This window comes from Streptomyces sp. NPDC020192, assembly GCF_044388685.1.
GTDB lineage: Bacteria > Actinomycetota > Actinomycetes > Streptomycetales > Streptomycetaceae > Streptomyces.
The window spans coordinates 1-1754 of the sequence record NZ_JBIRXG010000121.1; the positions used below are offsets into that span (position 1 = coordinate 1).

General features: G+C 68.4%; 1 protein-coding gene and 1 pseudogene. One reads left to right on the plus strand and one right to left on the minus strand.

Annotated elements, in window-relative coordinates; genetic code table 11:
* Nucleotides 1-151: non-reducing end alpha-L-arabinofuranosidase family hydrolase (locus ACH47Z_RS47140; protein ID WP_399086827.1), on the plus strand; the 151-nt coding region annotated here is incomplete at its 5' end.
* Nucleotides 152-469: 318 nt separating this feature from the next.
* Here the strand turns inward: ACH47Z_RS47140 and ACH47Z_RS47145 are convergent.
* Nucleotides 470-1754 (minus strand): annotated as a pseudogene (locus ACH47Z_RS47145) (lectin); the annotation flags it as partial.

The window sequence follows — 1754 nt, forward strand, 5'->3', positions numbered from 1 at the left end:
TCACGGTGACCTGGTCCGCAACAACCCCGACCAGACCATGACCATCGACCCCTGCAACCTGCAGTTCCTCTACCAGGGCAAGTCCCCCACCGCGACCGGCCCCTACGACCGACTGCCGTGGCGGCCGGGACTCCTCACCCTGCAGCGCTGACCCGCCTGATCCACGGTGATCGCGACCGGGTGCGGTCCGCTGGCATGTAGACGAGCGGTCTACGACGTGGGCACCTCCACCCGCTGACTGATACTCACCGCATCGAGGAACCCCAGCCGTGCGCCGGCTGGGGTTCCCATCGTTTGGGGACCAGGCGGAGGCCCGGCGAGGCGTGTCCGGCAGATGGGTGTGCTCCTGATCCTGCGTGGCATGGTCGGCGCCGGCCGAGAAGTCCGCAGCCCGGCGAAGATGACGAATGCGCCCCCATCGGAAAGATGGGGGCGCATCCGTGCCTTCGCCTACTGGAGTGCTGTGCCACTACTTGAGCGCTGTGCCGCCCGAGTTGTGGTAGGCGATGGTCTTGTTGATCAGGTTTCCGCCGTCGGTCTCGGCCGTGGTCTGTTCCTGCTGCCCCGGACCGAACAGCAGCCCGGCGACATGGGCGTTCGCCACCTGGTCCATGTGTGCGAAGAACCAGTCCACCTTGTCGTCCTTGTAATGGTTGAGAGTGTTGTTCTGCGCCATGTTGCCCACGGGGATCTGCCACAGGACGACCGGCTTGCCCACGGACTCGGCCATCGTCTTGTAGAACCCGAGCGCGGCGGCGGCCTTCTGGTCGTTCCAGAAGTGGTCACTGCCGCCGTGGGCCGGCTGTGCGTACCAGCCTGCGTCGCGGTCCGACACATCGGTGACCAGGAAGTCGGCGTTCTTCGCCCCGAGGTTCGCGTAGTCCTTGACGCATGCCTGCGTGTTGGTCTGCCAGTCGAAGCAGGAAAGATGCAGCCCCGCGGCGGTGTTCGGCGCGTACTTGTGCGCCATCGAGATCAGGCACTGGGCGAGTCCGGTGGCGCTGTTCTCCTGCGATCCGCAGTCCGTCGGATTCGAGGCCGTGACCTGCGCGGCGACCTGGTGCGGATTGCCGAGCGACCGGACGTAGCCCCAGAAGTCGGGTTCGAGGTCGATCGCGTCGTGCGACGTGCCGATCTTCTGGAGGAAGAAGCGGTAGTCGTTCAGGTACCGGGTGAGCAGGTCGGTCCTGTTGATGGCCTGGACCTCGCCCGGGCCGTCGCCCTGGCCTGCCGCATCCCCGAGGTCGCGCAGCGAGTACCAGGTCCAGAGCATCTTCTGCGGGCGCGGGCTGCCCTTGTACGTCGCCTGGGCCGCCACGGTGTCCCGATAGGTCACGTACGTGCCGGGCGCCGTGGTGCTGCCGGTCCAGCAGCCCCACCAGCCCGACCACCCGTCGTGGCAGCGCGCTGCCGTGTAGTAGTCCGACGAGGGCGCGGGCTGGCTGTGCACATAGGCGTACCGCACGTCGAACGGCGCGGCGGCCGCCGAGGCGTCAGACACCGAGCCGCCGACGAGCACCGTGCTGCTGCCCATGAAACGTGTCGTCGAGCTGCCGCCACCAGCCGCGGGAGACGACGGCGACGACGGGTGCGAGCCGCTCGGAGCCTGGCTGGTGGGAACGCTGCCGCCCGGCGCGGTGGGCGTACCGGTGCTGCCGGCACTCCCGGCCGGGACGAGTTGCCACTGCTGATCGGCGCCGCCCCGGTCGCGGTTCTGGACGACGTCGCCCCCGTCGGCCTTGGCGGCGTTGTGG